This is a genomic window from Stutzerimonas stutzeri KOS6, from assembly GCF_000307775.2.
GTDB classification, from domain to species: domain Bacteria; phylum Pseudomonadota; class Gammaproteobacteria; order Pseudomonadales; family Pseudomonadaceae; genus Stutzerimonas; species Stutzerimonas stutzeri_B.
Window position 1 is genome coordinate 45,199 of the sequence record NZ_KK020675.1, and the last position, 18,077, is coordinate 63,275.

An 18,077-nucleotide genomic window follows, 5' to 3' on the forward strand; every position below is an offset into this window, starting at 1 on the left:
CCATCGGGCCGACGGCCCCCGGCCTATACCTGCCTCGCCGACGCCCGCCCACGAGACGCTGCCCGATGCTTTCGCTGCGCAATTATCGCCATGACCTCATCGCCCACAGTCACGACCATCCACAGCTGGTGTTTGGCCTGACCGGGCTGTTGGAGTTCGAGATCGCCGGCTGTGCCAGCCGTGTCGGCGAACAGGGCCTGGCAGTGATACCGTCGACCGTTCACCACACTTGCGCCAGCGCCAACGGCAGTCGCTGCCTGGTGCTGGACGTGCCGTCCGAGCAATGGGTGCGCGAGCACCTGGGGCATCACACGGAAGGCAGCCTGCGGCTACTGGACCGCCCGGACACGCTGCGCCTGGCGCCTGCCCAGCACAGCCTGGTGGCCTGGCTGGCCCGCAGCGCGACCAACGACTCGGTGATCGCCGAACAGGGCAGCGTGCTGTTGCTGGCCAGCCTGGCTGGCGAACACGATGCCCAGCGGAACGATCGGGCGCTGGCGCTGGCAGCGATCGATGCCTTCATCGACCGGCACCTGGCGCATCCGCTGCAGGTCGCCGACCTGGCGCGCCTAGCCGGATTGTCGGTCGCGCATCTGCATGCACGTTTGCTCGAGGAAACCGGGCTTACCCCCATGGAGTACGTGCGCCAGCGGCGCTTGCGTCACGCAGAAGCACTCTTGCAGGGCACCCGCCTGCCGGTCGGCGAGATCGCCGCACGGGTGGGCTATACCTCGCAAAGCGCCTTCACCGCAGCGCTAATGCGCCTGCGCGGATACACCCCGCGGACGCTGCGACGCGAGTCTCGCGACAAAAACGCAGAGTAATGCGACAGACCGCAGCGATGCCGTGATCTAGCATGGCGCCGATACGGCAATGTCGGGCAGCCCATGACCACTCCACACTATTTCTTCTTGCGCTCCATCGAGCTGCCGGCCGCTCAGCCATGACGCCGCGTAATGCCTTGCTGGCGATCCACCTCGGCGCGCTGATGTTCGGCCTTTCCGGCGTGCTCGGTAAGCTGGCCGACAGCTCGGCACTGATCATCACGTTCGGCCGGGCGCTGTTTGCCGTGCTCGCCCTGCTGCTCGTCACCCGGCTGTTGAGGCCCGGCGGGGCGCGGCCCAACTGGCAGCAACGTGGCAAACTGGCGCTTGGCGGCCTGCTGCTCGGCGCGCATTGGCTGACCTTTTTCGTGGCGGTGAAAATTGCCGGCGTCGGCATTGCCACACTGGGGTTTGCCAGCTTTCCGGCCTTCACCGTCCTGCTCGAGGGCGCACTGTTTCGCGAGCGCACGCGTGCCATGGAGTTCGCCATGGTCGGCCTGGTATGCGCCGGTCTGCTCCTGGTGGTACCCACGTTCGACCTCGCCAGCGGCGCGACCGCCGGCCTGCTTTTCGGTGTGTCGTCGGGGCTGCTGTTCGCACTGCTGTCGCTGCTCAACCGTGCCGTGACCCGCGGCCTGGACCCGGTGCAGTCGGCGCTGTGGCAGAACCTCGCCATCTTCGCCTGCCTGTTGCCCTTCAGCTGGTCGGGCATTGCTGCGGTGCCGTCACGAGACTGGCTCTGGCTGGCCCTGCTCGGCGTGCTCTGCACCGGGCTGGCGCACAGCCTGTTCGTCGCCAGCCTGCGGGTGCTGAAGGCTCGTACCACCTCGGTGATCTTCGCGCTGGAACCCGTCTACGGCATCGCCTTCGCCTGGTGGCTGTTCAACGAGCAGCCGACCCTGCGCATGCTGCTGGGCGGAGCCTTGATCATCGTCGCCAGCATCGTCACCAGCCGCCTGAAAAGCCCGCCAGGGCCGGCAGCCGAGCGGCCAGGCTGAAACTCAGCGATCGTTGTGACCCAGCGCCCGCCCCGGATCGATCCGGTCGCGCACGCGCTGCTTCAGCTCCTTGGCTTCCGGGAAGCCGCCGTCGCGCTTGCGTTCCCAGATCTGTTCGCCATCGCAGCTGATGTGAAAGGTGCCGCCAGTCGCGGGCACCAGGCAGACCCGCCCCAGGTCGTCGGCGAAGGTCGAAAGCAGCTCCTGGGCCAGCCAGGCGGCACGCAGCAGCCACTGGCACTGCGTGCAATAGGTGATGATTATTTCCGGCTTGGCTGGGGTCATTCGCGGCGTCTCCGATTGGTCTGCAGCGGCCTATAATAGCCGCCTCGTTCATACACACCCCGGTTCAGACATGCTTCGCCTGCTCACTGCCCTGTTCTTGCTATGTGCCCTGCCCCTGGCTGCGGCCGAATCGGCCCGACCGAAAACCGGCCTGGTCCTCTCGGGTGGCGCCGCCCGCGGCCTGGCGCATATCGGCGTGCTCAAGGCGCTGGAGGAGCAAGGCGTGCGCGTCGACGCCATTGCCGGCACCAGCATGGGGGCCGTGGTCGGCGGGCTGTATGCATCGGGCTACAGCGTGGCCGAGCTGGAGCGCCTGGCCCTGACACTCGACTGGCAGCAGGTACTCTCCGACGATCCGCCACGCCAGGACATTCCCTATCGACGCAAGCAGGACGACCGGGACTTCCTGATCAAACAGAAGCTCAGCTTTCGTGACGATGGCAGCCTCGGCCTGCCGCTGGGCGTGATCCAGGGACAGAACCTTTCGCTGCTGCTGGAGCGCCTGCTGGTGCATGCCAGCGACACGCGCGACTTCGACCAGTTGCCGATTCCCTTTCGCGCCGTCGCCACGGACATCGCCAACGACGAGAAGGTGATTTTCCGCCACGGTCACCTGCCCCAGGTCATTCGCGCGAGCATGTCGATTCCCGCCGTATTCGCCCCGGTGGAAATCGAAGACCGGCTGCTGGTGGACGGCGGCATGGTCGACAACATTCCGATGGATGTCGCACGCGACATGGGCGTCGACCGCCTGATCGTGGTGGACATCGGCACGCCGCTCAAGCCGCGCAAGGAGCTGTTGACCGTGGTCGACGTGCTCAATCAGACCACCACGATGATGACCCGCCGCAACTCCGAGGCGCAGTTGGCCACATTGCAACCCCAGGATCTGCTCATCCAGCCGCCTCTGGCCGCCTATGGTTCGACGGACTTCGATCGCGCCGAACAACTGGTCGATGCCGGCTACCGCGCCACTCTGGCCCTGGAGGGGCGGCTGGCCGAGCTGCGAACGACCTCAGGCGGCAATCCGGCGCTGAGCCTCGCCCGCTCGGGCGACCCGCGCACCCCGGTGATCACTGCGATCAGAGTTGAGAACGACTCCAAGGTCAGCGACGCCGTCATCCGCCGGCATATCCGCCAGCAGCTCGGTGAACCTTTGGACCTGGAAGACCTGCAGAAGGACATGGGCACGCTCTACGGCCTGGACTACTTCGAGCGCGTCGAGTATCGCGTGCAGCGTGCCAAGCTCGGCAATACCCTGGTCATCGATGCCCGCGAGAAGCGCACCGGCACGGACTATCTGCGCCTCGGCCTGAGCCTTTCCGACGACTTCCAGGGCGACAGCGTATTCAACCTCGGCGCCAGCTACCGCAAGAATGGCATCAACCAGCTTGGCGCCGAATGGCTCACCCGGCTTCAGCTGGGTGACCGCCAGGAGCTCTACAGCGAGTTCTATCAACCGCTGGATGCCGGTTCACGCTGGTTCGTCGCGCCGAATCTGTTCATCGAGGCGCAGAACGTGGAGGCGATACTCGACAACGATCCGATCGCCGAGTATCGCCTGCAACGCTACGGCTACGGCTTCAATCTGGGCCGGCAGATCGCCAACAACGGCGAGATCCGCTTCGGCATTGGCCAGGCCTGGGGCGAGGCGGATGTGCGAATCGGCGAGCGCGACCTGCCGGACTTCAGCTTCACCGAGGGCTACTATGAGCTGCAGTATTCCTTCGACACCCTGGACGATGTCGATTTCCCGCGCGAAGGCGAAGACATTCGCCTGACCCTGCGCCAGTACGACCCGAGTCTTCGCTCGGACCAGCGCTACCGGCAGTGGCACATCAAGCTGGACAAGGCGCTCAGCCACGATGCCAATACCTGGGTCCTCGGCGGGCGCTACGGGCGTACGCTGGACGACGCCGAAGTGGTGACCTCGAGCTTCCTGCTCGGCGGTGCGCGACAACTTTCGGGCTTTCGCCAGGATGCCCTGGCCGGCCAGAACATCAGCCTGGCACGCATGGTCTACTACCGCCGCATGACGCCACGCAGCTTTCTACCACTGGATTTTCCGGTCTATCTCGGGGGATCGCTGGAACGCGGCCGCGCCTGGAACAACGAAAATGCCTTCGATAGCGGATACATCAACGCCGCGAGCATTTTCCTGGGTTACGACACGCCACTGGGGCCGCTGAACTTCGGCTACGGGGTCAACGACGAGGACGAGCAGGCGCTCTACATGAATCTGGGCCGCAGCTTCTGATCAATACGGCCGGCTCGCCGAACGCAGCGAAACCAACGAGCCGAGCACCGACTCTCGCCAAAGGGCAAGTGTAGAACCTAACCTTGCGGCGAGTCGGACTTCCCTGCCGGAAGTCACGACGAAGCACCGCCCGCCCGCGTACCTTCCGGCGAGCCCTGCACGTTCAGCGCTTGCCCAGGTTGGCGAGGATTCGTGCATGGACCTGCTGGCACTTGCGCAGATCCTCCTCGTCGATACCGGCGAATGCCTCATGGCGAACCTGAGTGGAAATCGCCTCGATCTTCTCGATCAGCGGCCGCGCCGGTGCACCAAGGGATATGCGCTTGGCTCGCCGATCCTCGGCCGAAGCCGTGCGATGCACCAGCCCCTGGGCTTCGAGACTGTCGAGCAGTCGCGCCAGGGTCGGACCTTCTACCGCTACGCTCTGCGCCAGCTCGCGCTGGGTGGGCTCGTGATCGAAACGGGCAAGGTGCAGCAGCACCAGCCAGCGTGCCTGAGACAGCCCCAGATCGGCCAGACGTCGATCCAGTTCTGCGCGCCAGCCACGCGAGAGTTGCGCCAACTGCATGGCGAAGCGATGTTGCTCGGCGTACATGTACGGCCATTCCTGCAAAAACTAATTATTAGTTAGCTAACCACAGCTCCGAAAAGCAGGCAAGACGACCTTCGGCCGCTGATGGGCCAACCCAAGTCGAAATGATGGCAGCCGACTGGACCGCGGCCTGGCAGAGGCCGCCAGCACAGCAGTCCGGGTCTCGGCGCTCGGTTGTACCCGGTTACAATTCGAACTCGACCTGCAGCGCTGCACGTACGCAATGCAACACTTGTTCCGGCACCCGGCCAGCGAACTGTTGCGCCACCGCACTGACCGGCGGCAGCTCGCCTTCGCCATCGAGGAACGCCTCCTGGATTTCCCCGAGCAGGTCTTCGGGCAGGTCCAGGGCCTGCTCCAGACTCAACTGCTGCAGGCCGATGGCTTCGGCCAGCATGGTGTAGACGTTCTTTTCGCTGCAGTCGAGCTGGCGGGCGATCTGCGCGGGCGTCATGCCGGCACGCGCGAGGGTGATCAGCTCGTGACGCAGATCGGCCGGCGACCTGACGACCTGCGCATCGCCCTGCAATACCTCGAGGAAGGCCTGGCCATAGCGCTCCAGCTTGCGCGCCCCGACGCCGCTGATGCGCGCCATGTCGGAAAGCGACGCCGGCTGACTGCGCAACATTTCCAGCAAGGTGGCATCCGGGAAAATCACGTACGGCGGCACGCTGTGCTCTTCGGCCAGCTTGCGGCGCAGCGTGCGCAGTGCCTCCCAGGTTTCACGCTCCTCGCCGCGCACCAGTTGGCTGGCCGCGCTGGCGGCCGGTTTCGGCGTCTTGCTCGACAGATCGCGACGCAATTCCAGGCTGACATCGCCACGCAGTAGCGGGCGGCAGCTGTCGCTCAGGCGCAACCCGCCGAAGCCCTCCAGATCGACATCGGCCAACCCGCGCGCTACCAGCTGACGGAACAGCGACCGCCACTCCCCTTCCGACAACGCCTTGCCAACGCCGAAAACGGAAAGATGCTGATGACCGAGGCCACGCACCTTGTCGTTGTCGCGTCCCAGCAGGATGTCCACCAGGTGGCCGACGCCATAGCGCTGACCGCTGCGATAGATCGCCGAAAGCGCCTGGCGGGCGGGCTCGGTGGCATCCCAGGTCTGCACGCCATCGACGCAGTTGTCGCAATGTCCGCAGGGGTTGGCCAGCTCCTCGTCGAAGTAGGCCAGCAGGGCCTGGCGGCGGCAGCGGGTTTCCTCGCACAGGGCCAGCATGGCATCGAGCTTGTGCTGCTCGACGCGCTTGTGGCGCTCGTCTCCCTCGGAGTTGTTGAGCATCTGCTTGAGAAAGATCACATCCTGCAGGCCGTAGGCCATCCAGGCGTCCGCAGGTAATCCGTCACGTCCGGCGCGCCCGGTTTCCTGGTAGTAGGCTTCCAGGGACTTGGGCAGATCCAGGTGGGCGACGAAGCGCACGTTGGGCTTGTCGATGCCCATGCCGAAGGCAATGGTCGCCACCATGATCAGGCCCTCCTCGTTGAGGAAGCGCTTCTGGTGGTAGGCGCGCAGATCACTGGGCAAGCCGGCGTGATATGGCAGGGCCGGAAAGCCCTGCTCGGTGAGAAACGCGGCGAGGTCATCGACCTTCTTGCGCGACATGCAGTAGACGATGCCGGCATCGCCGCGGCGCTCGGCAAGAAAGCCGAGCAACTGCTTGCGCGGCTGCTCTTTCGGCACGATGCGATAGAAGATGTTCGGCCGGTCGAAACTGGAGAGAAAGCGCTCCGCGTTCTCCAGTTGCAGGCGCTGGACGATCTCTTCCCGGGTGCGCTTGTCCGCCGTGGCGGTGAGGGCGATGCGCGGCACGCCGGGGAACAGCTCGGCAAGCTGCCCCAACTGCATGTACTCGGGACGGAAATCGTGCCCCCACTGGGACACGCAATGCGCCTCGTCGATGGCGAACAAGGCGATTTCCAGGCGTTGCAGGAAGGCCAGCATGCGCGGCTGTACCAGTCGCTCCGGCGCGAGATAGAGCATCTTGATCTCGTTGCGCCGGATGCGTTCGGCGATGTCGCGCTGCTCATCGGCGCTGAGCGTCGAATTGAGCGCCACGGCTGACACGCCTAGTTCGTCGAGCGTCGCGACCTGATCGTCCATCAAGGCAATCAGTGGCGATACCACTACGGCCAGTCCCTCGCGCAGCAACGCCGGGACCTGGTAGCAAAGCGATTTGCCGCCACCGGTCGGCATCAGCACCAGTGCATCGCCACCGCTGCCGACACGCTCGATGATAGCGCCCTGGTTGCCCCGAAAGGCGTCATAGCCGAATACGTCTTTGAGGATGCGCTGTGCCTGGTCGAGCATGCCGGTCTCCGAAACAAGGCGCGCAGTATACGCGAGCGGGATCACGAGTTCAGGAACGCAAGCCGCTAACGGACGAGCCGCCATCCAGCAGCGCGCTCAGCGAAGGCTTGAGTAGCCTGCGCCCCGCGCCTCGTCTAGAATCCGGATTGTCTTCTCACCCCAAGGTAGTTTCCCGATGTCATTCGCCGAGCAACTCGCCCGCCTGCAAGTCTTTCTTGATGCCGATGACCTGCACGAGGAAGCACTGGATTACATCGCCGCCCATGGCTACCTGACGGCATTGTGCATCTGCTCCGAGCAGGTGCCCGAGCGCGAATGGATCGACGCGCTGTTCGCCGAGCCGCCAAAATACGAGGACGATACCGAGCGCGAAGCCATCGAGGCCACGCTGATCCAGCTCAAGGCCCACATCGCCCGCCAACTGGCCAGCGACGAGGACATGGAGCTGCCTTGCGAACTGGACCTGGGTGAAGAGCCGGACGAGTCCGACCTGCGCGGCTGGTGCATTGGATTCATGGAAGGGGTGTTCATGCGCGAGGCGGTCTGGTTCGAGGAAGCCGAAGAGGAAGTCAGCGAGTTGCTGCTGCCGATCATGGTCGGCTCGGGCCTGTTCGACGAACAGCCGGAGTTCGCCGACATCGCCGACAACCCCGATCTGGTCGACGAAATGGTGAGCCAGATTCCGGAGCTACTGACGGCGCTGTACCTGATCTGCCATGCCCCTGAAGAAAAGCCGGCGCTGCTCAAGCCGCGCCGCCACTGACGGGGCGCCCCGACCGGGTTGCGGGTCGGGCTTCAGCCCATCCGCGCCATGCCGGGCACTGTACTGAAACGCTGATCACGCCGCGTCTACCGTCAGATCTGTTTCGGCAGGCGCCTGGAGGGGGCCTGCTCAAGATGTCTGCGCACTCAAGTTTCCGGCTCCTGCGCATCGCCACCCAGCTGGACAACAGTCGGCATTGCCATGCACCTGATGGCCAGCCGGCAAGCGAAATCGGGTAGCCCCCTGTGTCCCATCGCGATATTCGGCAGCATCGCAACCCGCTGGTCCGTTCGCTCCTGCTGGCGATTGGCTGGCTCGCCGTAGCGCTGGGCGTCGTCGGCATCTTCCTGCCCGTCCTGCCCACCACGCCATTCCTGCTGCTGGCGGCAGCCTGCTTCGTGCGCAGCTCACGGCGATTCTACGACTGGCTGGTAGGCCATCCGCGCCTTGGGCCGTGGTTCCGCGACTATCTGGAAGGCAACGGCATCCCACTCAAGGGCAAGGTTTACGCCATCGCCACCATGTGGATCAGCATTGGCATATCCTGCTGGCTGGTTCCGCTGATCTGGGCCCGCATCGGCATGTTGCTGAGCGCGACGCTCGTGACCCTGTACATTCTCAGGCAGAAGACATTGCCGGCCCGCCACGAGACTGGCATCAGGTAAAGCGCATTCGCGCCGCTGCTGCTGCTTCGCTGGGACGCTCCCCTACGCTTCGGCGTGATTGCGTCGATATACCTCCTGCCCCATCGCATCGATCTGCCCTTCGATCAGCGCGTCGAACGGGCGGAGCAGAGCATCGAATCGCCTGGGGCTTTCCAGAATGTCGAGAGCAGCGACGATCGCCTCGATGGTCGACAAGGCACCCGGCATCGGCGCCTTGCGCAAGCGATAGCGGGACGTCAGCCCTGCCGGCAGGGCAACCCTCGGCAACGCGGCCAGCCATGGATTGACGTGCAGGATCTTGCGCGCCTTTCGCCAGGTGCCGTCCGGCACGATCAGGCGCACGGGCTGGGCGGTGCCGACCAGGTTACCGAGCGGCACGGCATCTTCGCCCGGAAACAGCAGATAGCTCGGCCGGGTGCCGTCGGCATCGTCCTCGAAGCATTCACCAACCCGCAGCTCTGCGTTGCGCAGCCCCAATGCCGCAAGGCGCGCCGTGTTCAGCGCGTGGCTCGCTTCGCTGGAATGCTGAAGGATGAGTATCTGGGTACGGTTATCCAGCGCCGGTATCAGTGTGCACAGGCACAGGGACGACGGGCGCAGGCAGCGCGGGCATCTTGGACGGGACATGTTTCACCTCGGCGGCGCAGTCTGCCATATCGGACAGTCATCTGCCGACCGGCTATGCTTGCGCCATCCCCTTCATCAGGAGCCGGCATGATCACCGTCCATCACTTGAACCACTCCCGCTCGCATCGCGTACTGTGGCTGCTGGAGGAACTGGAGCTGCCTTACGAGCTGAAGCGCTATGCGCGCGACCCGAAGACAATGCTCGCACCGGCCGAGCTGAAAGCCGTCCACCCATTGGGAAAGTCACCGGTGATCACCGATGACGAGCTGACGCTGGCCGAGTCTGCCGCCATCCTTGAATACTTGCTGGAACGCTATGGAAACGGACGACTGGCGCCGGAGAGCGGCACCCCGGAATTCCGTCGCATGCGCTACTGGATGCACTACGCCGAGGGCTCGGCGATGCCGCCGCTATTGCTGAAGCTGGTATTCGACCGAGTCGCGAACGGCCCGATGCCCTTCCTCGTCCGGCCGGTGGCGCGAGCCATCGCCAAGGGCGCCCAGCGGGCATTCATCGGCCCGCAACTGAAGACGCATCTCGACTACATGGAAGCGGAACTGGAGAAATCCACCTGGTTTGCCGGGGACACGTTCAGCGTGGCCGATATCCAGATGAGCTTTCCAATCGAAGCCGCGCACGCCAGAGCCGGCCTGGATGAAAGTCGCCCACGCCTGATGGAGTACCTGCATCGCATACGACAGCGACCCGCCTACCAGCGTGCGGTGGAACGCGGAGGCCCCGCCTTGCCGACTGCATGATTGCAGTCGGCGAACTCAGCGGGACGGGCGTCGGTCCTGCTCGCGGCGGGCGCGGACGGGAATGGGTTGCAGACGGGGCGGCTCGATCAGACCGAGAGCAACCGCCAATTTCCAGAACACTTCATTGAGCCTTGCTTTCATGGTCACACCCTCCTGCTAGATAACGGGCTACATCGGAGCCATGCGGGCTTCGTCATCAGCATAATCGAAGATCGACCCAGGCGCTCGTGTGCTTTGCAAGCACAAGCGCCTGGACTGCCAGCGCATTGTTACCGCGCTTTACAACTGCGACCGGGTCCGGAGGCAGGCGTTCAACGAACGGCGTCGGCGACCCGGGTCGCCGGCGTTGCCAGGCTTAGTTGCGTTCAGCCTTGCGCCGGTAAGGGAACACGTCGATCACCTTGCCGCCGCGAATCGCGTCCTGCAGCCCTTTCCAGTAGTCCGCGTCGTACAGTTCGCCATGCAGACTGGCAAAGAGCCGACGTTGCGCATGGTCGGCGAACAGAAAGCGCGGGAACTCTTCGGGAAACACATCATTCGGCCCCACCGAATACCAGGGCTCGGAGGCCATTTCGTCTTCGGGGTAGCGCGGCGGCGGAATATGGCGGAAGTTCACCTCGGTGAGAAAGCTGATTTCGTCGTAGTCGTAGAACACCACCCGGCCATGGCGCGTGACGCCAAAATTCTTCAGCAGCATGTCGCCGGGAAAGATATTGGCCGCCGCCAGTTGCTTGATCGCCAGACCATAGTCTTCCAGCACCTCGCGCACCTGCTGCTCGCTGGCGTGCTCCAGGTAAAGGTTCAGCGGCGTCATCCGCCGCTCGGTCCAGCAGTGGCGCACCAGCACGGTGTCACCCTGCACCTCGACCGTCGAAGGCGCAACCTCCAGCAGCTCGGCCAGACAGTCCGGGTCGAACTTGGCCGTGGGGAAACGGAAATCGGCGAACTCCTGCGTATCGGCCATGCGCCCTACCCGATCGACGCTTTTCACCAGCCGGTACTTTTCGATCACCGTGGCGCGGTTGACGCTCTTGATCGGTGAGAAGCGATCCTTGATCAGCTTGAAGACGGTGTTGAAGCCCGGCAGGGTGAACACCGTCATCACCATGCCGCGCACCCCGGGCGCCATGACAAAGCGGTCATCGGTGTTCGCCAGGTGATCGATCAGCGCCCGGTAGAACTCCGACTTGCCGTGCTTGTAGAAGCCGATCGAGGTATAGAGCTCGGCGATGTGCTTGCCAGGCAGGATGCGCCGGAGAAAGCCGACGAACTCCGCGGGTATCGGTACCTCGACCATGAAGTAGGAACGGGTGAAGGAGAAGATGATCGACACCTCCGCCTCGTCGGTGATCAGTGCGTCGGCAGCGATGCCTTCACCTTCGCGATGCAGCAGCGGGATAACCAGCGGCCACTGCTCGTCGCGTGTGAAGATTCGTCCCAGCAGATAGGCACCCTTGTTGCGATAGAGCACCGAGACGAATACTTCGACCGTCAGTTCAGGGTCCTTGCATACCCAGTCGGGTAGCGTTTCCTGCAATTGCATCTGCAGTCGCTGCAGGTCGCCCGAGACGTCGCGGTAGGGTACGGCGAAGGCGTAATCGAGCAGAACCTGCCGCAGCATACCGGCCAGGTCACCGTTGGGCCGGTAGGTGCGCGTCTGCGCCATACGCTCATGAGCGCGCACCGCCGGCCGAGTGGTATGGATGAACATGGTCTCGTCACTGATGCAGTCATGGCTGAACAGACCGCAGAAGATCGAGTTGTACCAGGTTTCCGAGAGCTCATCGTCGAAGCGCGGGTTGATCAGGTCGATGTAGGCACCTTTGATTTGTGGCCAGGCGTCCACCTGCAGCAGGTCGTCGTGCTCGAACAGCGCCAGCAGCTTGCGCCGCGTCTCGGCGACCTTTTCCTCATAGAGATTGATCCGCGCCGCCGAGGCGCGCTGTGCCTCCTGCCAATGCGCCTGCTCGAAGCGCGCCCGAGCCCCCTCGGTTATCAGGCGGAACTGCTCACGATAGTCGTCGAATCCGAGCAGTATCTGCCGGGCTATTTCAGCGGCCAGTCCGTGCTGCATCATGATGCGCTCACTACAAGACGGGAGTCCGCCGAGCTTAGCAGCCTGGCGTTTGAAAGTCGGTTTCGGATTGCCAGTTGGCAGATGGACGAAAACACTTGCAGCTCCTGAGTCGGAATCCACTCCATGCGCCCGCTCGATACGCTTCGCCTGCTTGCCCTCGCCGCCATCTGGGGCGCCAGTTTTCTCTTCCTGCGCGTCATCGCACCGGTGCTCGGTACTTTTCCCACGGCATTCTTTCGCGTGCTACTGGCGACGGCCGGACTGCTGGTCATTCTGCTGCTGATGCGAACCCGCTGGGAGTTTCAGGGCAAGCTCGGCCTGTGCATGGTGCTCGGCATGATCAATTCAGGCGTACCCTTCGCACTCTATTCGGTGGCCGCACAACTGGTGCCGGCAGGCTATTCGGCCATCTTCAACGCCACGACTCCGATGATGGGCGTACTGATCGGCGCCCTGTTCTTCGCGGAGGAGCTGACGCTGACCAAGTTGATCGGCGTCTTCAGCGGGCTCGGCGGTGTGGCGCTGCTGATGCGCATAGGCCCGGTGCCGGTCGATACGGACCTGCTGCTCGGTGCACTGGCGTGCCTGGGCGCCACCGCCTGTTATGGCTTCGGCGGCTTTCTGACTCGTCGCTGGATCGGCCGGGACAGCGGCCTGGACAGCAAGATGGTGGCATTCGGCAGCCAGGTCGGTGCAACGCTGTGCCTGCTGCCATTGTTCGGGCTGTCGCTACTGAATGCAGCGCCGGCGAGCTGGGGCGATGCCACCGTCTGGCTGAGCCTGCTTGGGCTGGGACTGGTCTGTACGGCCTTCGCCTACATCCTGTACTTCCGGCTGCTGGCGGATATCGGCCCGGTCAAGACCCTGACGGTAACGTTCCTGATCCCGCCATTCGGTGTGCTGTGGGGTGTACTGTTGCTCGGCGAGCCGTGGTCCTGGGCCTACGTCCAGGGCGGAGCGCTGATCGCCCTGGCACTGTGGCTGATACTGAGGCAGACGCCTGCCGCCCAGCCACAGTCCGAGCTGCGACGCAGCTGACCTGCGTCGCGCGTCGACGCCGCGTTATTGCACCAGTTCCTGGTCGCTGAACATGTCGGTGAACAGCATGCTGGACAGGTAACGCTCGCCGGAGTCAGGCAGGATCACCACGATGTTCTTGCCCTGCATTTCAGGCCGTTCCGCCAGGCGAACTGCGGCTGCCATCGCCGCTCCGCAGGAGATGCCGCAAAGGATGCCCTCTTCACGCATCAGTCGCAGCGCCATCTGCTTGGCTTCCTCGTCGTCGACCAGCTCGACACGATCGACCATGGACAGATCGAGATTCTTCGGCACGAAGCCGGCACCGATCCCCTGGATCTTGTGCGGACTGGGCTTAACCTCGTCACCCGCCAAGGTCTGGCTGATGACCGGCGAGCTGGTCGGCTCCACGGCAACGCTGAGGATCTGCTTACCCTTGGTGTTCTTGATATAGCGCGAAACCCCTGTGATGGTGCCGCCGGTGCCGACACCGGCCACCAACACGTCGATGCTGCCATCGGTATCGTTCCAGATTTCCGGACCCGTGGTCTTTTCATGAATCGCCGGATTGGACGGGTTCTCGAACTGCTGCGGCATGTAGTACTGCTCTGGGTTCGAGGCAGCGATTTCAGCAGCCTTCTCGATTGCCCCCTTCATGCCCTTGGCCGGCTCGGTGAGCACCAGTTCGGCACCGAGCGCCTTGAGCACCTTGCGCCGTTCGAGACTCATCGAGGCCGGCATGGTGAGCATCAGCTTGTAGCCGCGCGCGGCCGCGACGAACGCCAGGCCGATGCCAGTATTGCCGGAAGTGGGCTCCACCAGCGTCATGCCGGGCTTGATCCGGCCGCTGTCTTCGGCGTCCCAGATCATCCCTGCACCGATCCGGCATTTCACCGAATAGGCCGGATTACGTCCTTCGATCTTGGCCATGATGCTGACGCCCTTGGGGCCGAGGCGATTGATCATGACCAGCGGGGTGTTGCCGATGGAGCGTGCGTTGTCTGCGTAGATGCGACTCATGGGAATGCCCTGTCCAAGGTGTACCAGACCACTGAGCCTATGCTCTGTCCGAGCGACAGTCCAGCCGAACTCACAGCCGCCAGCGGCGGTCCATCGTTAATAACCAGCCCCCTCCCGGACCGCCATGACACGCCGCCTGCTGCCCCTGTGGATACTGCTAACGCTCGGCCTGCTGCTGATCCTGCTGCATTTCGCCCTGCCGTATCTGGTGCGCAACTACCTGAACGACAAGATGGCCGACATGGGCGACTACCGCGGTCATGTCGAAGACGTCGACCTGGCCTGGTGGCGCGGTGCCTACCGCATCGAAGGCCTGCTGATCGAGAAGAAGGACCGGCAGGTACAGGCTCCGTTGCTGACGGCGCCGGGAATCGATATCGCGATCAGCTGGAATGGCATCCTTCGGCACGGTGCGATTGTCGGTGAAGTGGTCTTCGAGCAACCCCATCTGAATTTCGTCGATGGCGGGGACAGCGGCGAATCGCAGAGTGGCGGAGGCGTTGACTGGCGCGACCAGCTCAATGCGCTGGTACCGATCACCCTGAATGAGATCCGGGTAGTGGACGGACAACTCTCGTTCCGCAATTTCTCTTCCGATCCCCAGGTGCACGTCTATGCCAGCGATATCCAGGCCAGCCTGTACAACCTGACCAACACCGACGATGTCGATGGCAGCCGTACCGCATCGTTCGAGGGCACCGGCAAGCTGTTCGACCAGTCGCCGATCGATGCCACCGCCCGCTTCGATCCATTCACCGATTGGGAGGATTTCCAGGTCAATCTGCGCGTCACCGACGTGCCGCTCAAACAGCTGAACGACCTCAGCCGGGCCTACGCCAACTTCGATTTTGCCGGCGGCACCGGCGATCTGGTCATCGAGGTCCAGGCCGATGACAGCCAGCTGAACGGTTACATAAAGCCGCTGTTGCGCAACGTCGATATCTTCGACTACGAACAGGACATCAAGGACGACGACAAGGGCTTCTTCCGCGGCCTCTGGGAGGCGCTCGTCGGCGGCGGCCAGGAAGTCCTGCAGAATCAGCGCAAGGACCAGTTCGCCACTCGCGTCGAGCTGTCAGGCACCACCCGCGAAACGGATGTCAGCCCGTTCCAGGCCTTCATTGCGATACTGCGCAACGGCTTCGTCGAAGCATTCACGGCCCGCTTCGAAGCCGCCCAGCAGGAAGACGGCTGATCGCTCCCTGTCACCAGAAACCAGGGCACAGCCATTCAGTGACTGAATGATGCATTCGCGTTCAAAGTCGGGTGGCCATCCTTTATAGTCCCCAACCTGACTACAACGAGTGCCTGCGTGCCAGGCCCCGCCGAAGGAATCCGCAATGAAATTCGAAGGCACCCAGTCCTACGTCGCCACCGATGACCTCAAGCTTGCGGTCAACGCCGCCATCACCCTGCAACGCCCGCTGCTGGTCAAGGGCGAGCCGGGCACCGGCAAGACCATGCTCGCCGAACAGCTGGCCGAATCCTTCGGTGCCAAGTTGATCACCTGGCACATCAAGTCCACCACCAAGGCGCACCAGGGTCTTTACGAATACGATGCGGTGAGCCGCTTGCGCGATTCGCAGCTGGGCGTGGACAAGGTCCACGACGTCAGGAACTACATCAAGAAAGGCAAGCTGTGGGAGGCCTTCGAGAGCGAGGAGCGAGTCATCCTGCTGATCGACGAGATCGACAAGGCCGACATCGAGTTCCCCAATGACCTGCTGCAGGAACTCGACAAGATGGAGTTCTACGTCTACGAGACCAACGAAACCATCAAGGCGACCCAGCGGCCGATCATCATCATCACCTCGAACAACGAGAAAGAGCTGCCGGACGCCTTCCTGCGCCGCTGCTTCTTCCACTACATCGCCTTTCCCGACCGCGACACGCTGCAGCGGATCGTCGATGTGCACTACCCGAACATCAAGAAGGAGCTGGTCAGCGAGGCGCTGGACGTGTTCTTCGACGTGCGCAAGGTCCCCGGCCTGAAGAAGAAACCCTCGACCTCCGAACTGGTCGACTGGCTGAAGCTGCTGATGGCCGACAACATCGGCGAGGCCGTTCTGCGCGAGCGCGACCCGACGCGTGCCATTCCACCGCTGGCCGGTGCCCTGGTGAAGAACGAGCAGGACGTGATGCTGCTCGAGCGTCTAGCCTTCATGAGTCGTCGCGCCAACAGCCGCTGACCCGCCGGTGTCTCGTGGGAGAGCCGGCCGCTCACTCACTGGAGGAAAACCATGCAAACGCATACCGGTAGTTGCCTGTGCGGCGTCGTGCGCTATCGCATCGACGCGCCCATCGATGAGCTGACCCACTGCCATTGCAGGATGTGTCGCAAGGCCCACGGCTCCGCCTTCGCGACCTACGCGAGCGTGCCGTTGGACGCCTTTCACTTCATGTCCGGCAAGGACCAGCTGGGCGTCTACCACTCCTCCGAACACGTCACACGCACGTTCTGCATTCGCTGCGGCGCCAACCTGCTGTTCGTCGACAACCGCGAACACGAGGTCGGCGTTGCCGCCGGCACGCTCGACTCGCCACTGCCGGCGCCGCCGCAATCGCACATTTTCGTCGGTTCGAAAGCCGACTGGTACGAGATTCACGACGGACTGCCCCAGCACGACCGTGACCTTTAACCCCATTGCCATTGCGCGCCGCCAAGTGCGCGCCTGAGGTTCTGCCATGCTGCTTGGCCTGTTCAACGAAATGCGCGCCGCCAAGGTTCCGGTGTCGGTGCGCGAATTGCTCGACTTGGTCGATGCGCTCAAGCACCGCGTCGTGTTCGCCGATATGGACGAGTTCTATTTCCTGGCGCGCACGGTGATGGTCAAGGACGAACGCCACTTCGACAAGTTCGACCGGGCCTTTGGCGCCTATTTCAAAGGCCTGGAAAACCTCGACCAGCATCTCGAGGCGCTGATTCCCGAGGACTGGCTGCGCAAGGAATTCGAGCGCAGCCTCACCGACGAGGAGCGCGCACAGATCCAGTCCCTCGGCGGCCTGGACAAGCTGATCGAGGAATTCAAGAAACGCCTCGAGGAACAGAAGGAACGCCATGCCGGCGGCAACAAGTGGATCGGCACCGGCGGTACCAGCCCGTTCGGCTCGGGCGGCTACAACCCCGAAGGCATCCGCGTCGGCGATGCCGGCAAGCGCCAGGGCAAGGCGGTCAAGGTCTGGGACCAGCGCGAGTACAAGAACCTCGATGACCAGGTCGAGCTGGGCACCCGCAACATCAAGGTCGCCCTGCGCCGCCTGCGCAAGTTCGCCCGCCAGGGGGCCGCGGACGAGTTGGACATCGACGGCACCATCGACCACACGGCGCGCGATGCCGGCCTGCTCAATATCCAGATGCGACCGGAGCGACGCAATGCGGTAAAACTGCTGATCCTGTTCGACATCGGCGGCTCGATGGACGCCCATGTGAAGGTCTGCGAAGAACTGTTCTCGGCCTGCAAGACCGAGTTCAAGCACCTCGAGTACTTCTACTTCCACAACTTCATCTACGAATCGGTGTGGAAGAACAATTTCCGCCGCACCTCGGAGCGCACCTCGACGCTGGATCTCCTGCACAAGTACGGCGCGGACTACAAGGTGGTCTTCGTCGGCGACGCGGCGATGGCACCCTACGAAGTCACCCAGCCGGGCGGCAGCGTCGAGCACTGGAACGAGGAAGCCGGCTACGTCTGGATGCAGCGCTTCATGGAGAAATACAAGAAGCTCATCTGGATCAACCCTTACCCCAAGGACACCTGGGGCTACACCAGCTCCACCGGCATCATTCGCGAACTGGTGGAAGACCGCATGTATCCGCTGACCCTGAGCGGGCTCGAGGAAGGCATGAAGTTCCTGGCCAAATGATCGATGGCGCCCGCCAGCACA

The 18,077-nt window shown here is 63.4% G+C and carries 18 protein-coding genes; 11 read left to right on the forward strand and 7 right to left on the reverse strand.

All coding sequences use genetic code 11. From position 1 onward, the window contains the following. Positions 1-65: 65 nt before the first annotated feature. Positions 66-824 (forward strand): helix-turn-helix transcriptional regulator, encoded by a 759-nt coding sequence (locus tag B597_RS24160; RefSeq protein ID WP_003294281.1) that lies wholly within the window; start codon positions 66-68, stop codon positions 822-824. 119 nt (positions 825-943) lie between these two features. Next, a complete protein-coding gene (locus B597_RS24165; protein ID WP_003294282.1) occupies positions 944-1,822 on the forward strand; it encodes a DMT family transporter in 879 nt (292 codons plus the stop codon). A gap of 3 nt (positions 1,823-1,825) precedes the next feature. Here the strand turns inward: B597_RS24165 and B597_RS24170 are convergent, their stop codons facing one another. Continuing rightward, the gene (locus tag B597_RS24170) at positions 1,826-2,107 is read right to left on the reverse strand and encodes an Rdx family protein (RefSeq protein ID WP_003294284.1); all 282 of its coding nucleotides are present in this window, start codon (positions 2,105-2,107) and stop codon (positions 1,826-1,828) included. A 70-nt stretch (positions 2,108-2,177) separates the two neighbouring features. Between B597_RS24170 and B597_RS24175 the strand changes: the two genes are divergently transcribed. Beyond that, entirely contained in the window at positions 2,178-4,364 is a 2,187-nt protein-coding gene (locus B597_RS24175; protein ID WP_003294286.1) for a patatin-like phospholipase family protein, read from the forward strand. A 163-nt stretch (positions 4,365-4,527) separates the two neighbouring features. Here the strand turns inward: B597_RS24175 and B597_RS24180 are convergent, their stop codons facing one another. Further along, entirely contained in the window at positions 4,528-4,959 is a 432-nt protein-coding gene (locus B597_RS24180) for a MarR family transcriptional regulator (protein ID WP_003294287.1), read from the reverse strand. 181 nt (positions 4,960-5,140) lie between these two features. Further along, positions 5,141-7,264, reverse strand: coding sequence for a DNA helicase RecQ (gene recQ / locus B597_RS24185; protein WP_003294288.1), 2,124 nt, complete (start codon positions 7,262-7,264; stop codon positions 5,141-5,143). A gap of 175 nt (positions 7,265-7,439) precedes the next feature. On the opposite strand from recQ, the gene B597_RS24190 reads away from it, so the two are divergent. Next, the gene (locus tag B597_RS24190; protein ID WP_003294290.1) at positions 7,440-8,027 is read left to right on the forward strand and encodes a UPF0149 family protein; all 588 of its coding nucleotides are present in this window, start codon (positions 7,440-7,442) and stop codon (positions 8,025-8,027) included. A gap of 245 nt (positions 8,028-8,272) precedes the next feature. Then, complete coding sequence (locus B597_RS24195) at positions 8,273-8,692, forward strand: YbaN family protein (protein WP_003294292.1); 420 nt, start codon at positions 8,273-8,275, stop codon at positions 8,690-8,692. A 42-nt stretch (positions 8,693-8,734) separates the two neighbouring features. On the opposite strand, the gene B597_RS24200 is transcribed toward B597_RS24195, so the two are convergent. Continuing rightward, positions 8,735-9,319, reverse strand: coding sequence for a tRNA-uridine aminocarboxypropyltransferase (locus B597_RS24200; RefSeq protein WP_003294293.1), 585 nt, complete (start codon positions 9,317-9,319; stop codon positions 8,735-8,737). An 87-nt stretch (positions 9,320-9,406) separates the two neighbouring features. Between B597_RS24200 and B597_RS24205 the strand changes: the two genes are divergently transcribed. Next, positions 9,407-10,078 carry a glutathione S-transferase gene (locus tag B597_RS24205; RefSeq protein ID WP_003294295.1) on the forward strand — a complete coding sequence of 224 codons (672 nt, stop codon included), beginning with the start codon at positions 9,407-9,409 and terminating at the stop codon, positions 10,076-10,078. 15 nt (positions 10,079-10,093) lie between these two features. Here the strand turns inward: B597_RS24205 and B597_RS47810 are convergent, their stop codons facing one another. Together B597_RS47810 and aceK are read right to left on the reverse strand one after the other, a co-directional pair. Then, the gene (locus B597_RS47810; protein ID WP_256380730.1) at positions 10,094-10,219 is read right to left on the reverse strand and encodes a PA1414 family protein; all 126 of its coding nucleotides are present in this window, start codon (positions 10,217-10,219) and stop codon (positions 10,094-10,096) included. A gap of 214 nt (positions 10,220-10,433) precedes the next feature. Then, a complete protein-coding gene (gene aceK / locus B597_RS24210; protein ID WP_003294296.1) occupies positions 10,434-12,155 on the reverse strand; it encodes a bifunctional isocitrate dehydrogenase kinase/phosphatase in 1,722 nt (573 codons plus the stop codon). Positions 12,156-12,278: 123 nt separating this feature from the next. On the opposite strand from aceK, the gene B597_RS24215 reads away from it, so the two are divergent. After that, positions 12,279-13,193: a DMT family transporter gene (locus tag B597_RS24215; RefSeq protein WP_003294299.1), complete on the forward strand. Its 915-nt coding sequence runs from the start codon at positions 12,279-12,281 to the stop codon at positions 13,191-13,193. Between the two features lie 24 nt (positions 13,194-13,217). On the opposite strand, the gene cysK is transcribed toward B597_RS24215, so the two are convergent. Then, entirely contained in the window at positions 13,218-14,192 is a 975-nt protein-coding gene (gene cysK, locus B597_RS24220) for a cysteine synthase A (protein WP_003294300.1), read from the reverse strand. A 124-nt stretch (positions 14,193-14,316) separates the two neighbouring features. Here cysK and B597_RS24225 point away from each other — a divergent pair, with 124 nt between their 5' ends. The 4 genes from B597_RS24225 (at position 14,317) to B597_RS24240 (ending at position 18,056) form a co-directional block, all read left to right on the forward strand. Beyond that, positions 14,317-15,387 (forward strand): DUF748 domain-containing protein, encoded by a 1,071-nt coding sequence (locus B597_RS24225; RefSeq protein WP_003294302.1) that lies wholly within the window; start codon positions 14,317-14,319, stop codon positions 15,385-15,387. 145 nt (positions 15,388-15,532) lie between these two features. Beyond that, positions 15,533-16,381, forward strand: coding sequence for an AAA family ATPase (locus B597_RS24230; RefSeq protein WP_003294303.1), 849 nt, complete (start codon positions 15,533-15,535; stop codon positions 16,379-16,381). A gap of 51 nt (positions 16,382-16,432) precedes the next feature. Continuing rightward, complete coding sequence (locus tag B597_RS24235; protein WP_003294305.1) at positions 16,433-16,831, forward strand: GFA family protein; 399 nt, start codon at positions 16,433-16,435, stop codon at positions 16,829-16,831. 46 nt (positions 16,832-16,877) lie between these two features. Next, a complete protein-coding gene (locus B597_RS24240) occupies positions 16,878-18,056 on the forward strand; it encodes a vWA domain-containing protein (RefSeq protein ID WP_003294307.1) in 1,179 nt (392 codons plus the stop codon). The last annotated feature ends 21 nt before the right edge of the window (positions 18,057-18,077 follow it).

Coding starts and splice junctions, on each gene's coding strand:
- B597_RS24160 (WP_003294281.1), top strand. CDS start 66: ATGCTTTCGCTGCGCAATTATCGCCATGACCTCATCGCCCACAGTCAC.
- B597_RS24165 (WP_003294282.1), top strand. CDS start 944: ATGACGCCGCGTAATGCCTTGCTGGCGATCCACCTCGGCGCGCTGATG.
- B597_RS24170 (WP_003294284.1), bottom strand. CDS start 2,107: ATGACCCCAGCCAAGCCGGAAATAATCATCACCTATTGCACGCAGTGC.
- B597_RS24175 (WP_003294286.1), top strand. CDS start 2,178: ATGCTTCGCCTGCTCACTGCCCTGTTCTTGCTATGTGCCCTGCCCCTG.
- B597_RS24180 (WP_003294287.1), bottom strand. CDS start 4,959: ATGTACGCCGAGCAACATCGCTTCGCCATGCAGTTGGCGCAACTCTCG.
- recQ (WP_003294288.1), bottom strand. CDS start 7,264: ATGCTCGACCAGGCACAGCGCATCCTCAAAGACGTATTCGGCTATGAC.
- B597_RS24190 (WP_003294290.1), top strand. CDS start 7,440: ATGTCATTCGCCGAGCAACTCGCCCGCCTGCAAGTCTTTCTTGATGCC.
- B597_RS24200 (WP_003294293.1), bottom strand. CDS start 9,319: ATGTCCCGTCCAAGATGCCCGCGCTGCCTGCGCCCGTCGTCCCTGTGC.
- B597_RS24205 (WP_003294295.1), top strand. CDS start 9,407: ATGATCACCGTCCATCACTTGAACCACTCCCGCTCGCATCGCGTACTG.
- B597_RS47810 (WP_256380730.1), bottom strand. CDS start 10,219: ATGAAAGCAAGGCTCAATGAAGTGTTCTGGAAATTGGCGGTTGCTCTC.
- aceK (WP_003294296.1), bottom strand. CDS start 12,155: ATGATGCAGCACGGACTGGCCGCTGAAATAGCCCGGCAGATACTGCTC.
- B597_RS24215 (WP_003294299.1), top strand. CDS start 12,279: ATGCGCCCGCTCGATACGCTTCGCCTGCTTGCCCTCGCCGCCATCTGG.
- cysK (WP_003294300.1), bottom strand. CDS start 14,192: ATGAGTCGCATCTACGCAGACAACGCACGCTCCATCGGCAACACCCCG.
- B597_RS24225 (WP_003294302.1), top strand. CDS start 14,317: ATGACACGCCGCCTGCTGCCCCTGTGGATACTGCTAACGCTCGGCCTG.
- B597_RS24230 (WP_003294303.1), top strand. CDS start 15,533: ATGAAATTCGAAGGCACCCAGTCCTACGTCGCCACCGATGACCTCAAG.
- B597_RS24235 (WP_003294305.1), top strand. CDS start 16,433: ATGCAAACGCATACCGGTAGTTGCCTGTGCGGCGTCGTGCGCTATCGC.
- B597_RS24240 (WP_003294307.1), top strand. CDS start 16,878: ATGCTGCTTGGCCTGTTCAACGAAATGCGCGCCGCCAAGGTTCCGGTG.